Annotated in this window: 2 protein-coding genes; both read right to left on the minus strand. The window is 71.0% G+C overall.

Annotation, left to right across the window (positions count from 1 at the left end):
* Positions 1–80 precede the first annotated feature (80 nt).
* Positions 81–569, minus strand: a complete 489-nt coding sequence (locus HLK59_RS49275; protein ID WP_171148219.1) for a hotdog fold thioesterase — start codon at positions 567–569, stop codon at positions 81–83.
* Positions 570–618: 49 nt separating this feature from the next.
* Complete coding sequence (locus HLK59_RS49280) at positions 619–2,898, minus strand: FdhF/YdeP family oxidoreductase (RefSeq protein WP_171148220.1); 2,280 nt, start codon at positions 2,896–2,898, stop codon at positions 619–621.
* Positions 2,899–2,991 lie beyond the last annotated feature (93 nt).

Below are 2,991 nucleotides of genomic sequence, written 5' to 3' on the forward strand. Positions count from 1 at the left end.
CTCTTCGGGGGCCGCGTCGGGTGGGTAGAAGAGACGGGGCGTCGGGCCCGGGGTGGCCCCGGGCCGGAGTCCCGGTGTGGTCAGTTGGCCGCCACGATGTGGGCCACGTCGCCGGGGTTCACGTCCCGCAGCAGACACGTCAGCCGTGCGCTGCACACCCGCCGGCCCTGCTCGTCACTGATGACGATCTCGTACGTCGCCGTGGACCGCCCCCGGTGCACGGGGGTGGCCACGCCGGTCACCAGGCCGGAGCGCGCCCCGCGGTGGTGGGTGCAGTTGAGGTCGACGCCCACGGCGATCTTGGAGCTGCCGCCGTGCAGCATCGAGCCGACCGAGCCCAGCGTCTCGGCGAGGACGGCGGAGGCGCCGCCGTGCAGCAGCCCGTACGGCTGGGTGTTGCCCTCCACCGGCATCGTCCCGACGACCCGGTCCGCGGACGCCTCCACGATCTCCACGCCCATGCGCGCGCCGAGATGCCCCGCGGAGAACAGCGCCGGCAGGTCGACACCGAGCGCGGCGTACTCGTCGATGACCTCTTGCGGGAACTTCACATGCTGCTGCTCGCCCATGGGGCCCGGCTCCGTTTCGTCGGGATCACTCGCTCGACTGAGCAAACGCTCAGTCGGTCGCCGATTGTTCCAGACGGACGACGACGGACTTGCTGGCCGGGGTGTTGCTGGTGTCGGCGGTGGCGTCCAGCGGCACCAGGACGTTGGTCTCCGGGTAGTAGGCCGCCGCACAGCCGCGCGCCGTCGGGTAGTGCACCACCCGGAAGCCGGGCGCCCGCCGCTCCACACCGTCCTTCCACTCGCTCACGAGGTCGACGTACGAGCCGTCGGCGAGCTTCAGCCGCTGGGCGTCCTCGGGGTTGACCAGGACGACCCGGCGGCCGTTCCTGATACCCCGGTAGCGGTCGTCCAGGCCGTAGATCGTGGTGTTGTACTGGTCGTGCGAGCGCAGTGTCTGGAGCAGGAGGCGGCCCTCGGGCAGCTTGGGGAACTCCACGGGCGCGGCGGTGAAGTTGGCCTTGCCGGTGGCCGTCGGGAAGCGGCGCTCGTCGCGCGGGGCGTGCGGGAGGGCGAAACCGCCCGGGTGGGCCACGCGCGCGTTGAAGTCGTCGAAGCCCGGTACGACGCGCGCTATTCGGTCGCGGACGGTGGCGTAGTCCTTCTCGAACTCCTCCCACGGTGTACGGGACTCGGAGCCCAGCACGCGGCGTGCCAGGCGGCAGACGATGGCCGGCTCCGACAGCAGATGGCTGCTCGCGGGCTCCAGGCGGCCACGGGAGGCGTGCACCATGCCCATGGAGTCCTCGACGGTCACGAACTGCTCGCCGCTGCCCTGGAGATCGCGCTCGGTGCGGCCCAGGGTGGGCAGGATCAGGGCACGCGCGCCCGTGACCGCGTGCGAACGGTTGAGCTTGGTCGACACGTGCACGGTCAGCCGCGCGCGCCGCATGGCCGCCTCGGTGACCTCCGTGTCGGGAGAGGCGGAGACGAAGTTGCCGCCCATGGCGAAGAAGACCTTCGCCTCGCCGTCGCGCAACGCCTGGATGGCACGGACGACGTCGTAGCCGTGCTCGCGCGGCGGCGCGAAGCCGAACTCCTTCTCCAGGGCGTCCAGGAAGGCGGGCGCCGGACGCTCGAAGATGCCCATCGTGCGGTCGCCCTGCACGTTGGAGTGGCCGCGGACCGGGCAGACGCCCGCGCCGGGGCGGCCGATGTTGCCGCGCAGGAGGAGGAAGTTGACCACCTCGCGGATGGTCGGCACGGAGTGCTTGTGCTGGGTGAGGCCCATGGCCCAGCAGACGATGGTGCGCTTCGAGGCGAGCACCATGGCCAGGGCCTGCTCGATCTCCTCGCGGGCGAGGCCGGTCGCGGTGAGCGTCTCGTCCCAGTCGGCGGCGCGGGCCTGGGCCGCGAACTCCTCGAAGCCGTGGGTGTGTTCGTCGACGAAGGCCTGGTCGACCGCGCCCTCCGTCTCCAGGACGAGCTTGTTCAGGAGGCGGAAGAGGGCCTGGTCGCCGCCGATGCGGATCTGCAGGAACAGATCGGTCAGGGCGGTGCCCTTGAGCATCCCCTGGGCGGTCTGGGGGTCCTTGAAGCGCTCCAGGCCCGCCTCGGGCAGCGGATTGACGCTGATGATCTTCGCGCCGTTCGCCTTGGCCCGGTCCAGGGCGGAGAGCATCCGGGGGTGGTTGGTGCCGGGGTTCTGGCCGGCGACGACGATCAGGTCGGCCTTGTAGAGGTCCTCCAGCAGGACGCTGCCCTTGCCGATGCCGATCGTCTCGTTCAGGGCCGAGCCGGAGGACTCGTGGCACATGTTGGAGCAGTCCGGCAGGTTGTTGGTGCCGAGCTCGCGCGCGAACAGCTGGTAGAGGAAGGCGGCCTCGTTGCTGGTACGGCCCGAGGTGTAGAAGAGCGCCTCGTCGGGGGAGGCGAGGGCGGTGATCTCCTCGGCGACTATGTCGAAGGCCCGCTCCCAGGTCACCGGCTCGTAGTGCGTGCCCCCTTCGGGGAGGTACATGGGGTGGGTGAGCCGCCCCTGCTGTCCCAGCCAGTAGCCGCTGCGCGTCGCGAGGTCGGTGACCGGGTGCGCGGCGAAGAACTCCGGGGTGACCCGGCGCAGGGTGGCCTCCTCGGCGACCGCCTTCGCGCCGTTCTCGCAGAACTCCGCCTTGTGCCGGTGGTCCGGCTCCGGCCAGGCGCAGCCCGGGCAGTCGAAGCCGTCCTTCTGGTTCACGCGCAGGAGGGTGAGAGCGGTGCGCCTGACGCCCATCTGCTGCTGGGCCATCCGCAGCGTGTACCCGATGGCGGGCAGCCCCGCCGCCGCGTGCTTCGGCTCGGCGACCTGCGGAGCGTCCTGAACCGGATCGCCCTGGGGCGGCTTGGTGGCCATCGCGCTCTCTCCTTCGCACGCACATGTGAGGTACGTGTTCGATCCTCGCATGCGTGGGCGACTCGTCGCGCAGGGTGTTGGCCAGCATCGAGG

It is taken from the genome of Streptomyces sp. S3(2020), assembly GCF_013044505.1.
Classification (GTDB): Bacteria; Actinomycetota; Actinomycetes; order Streptomycetales; family Streptomycetaceae; genus Streptomyces.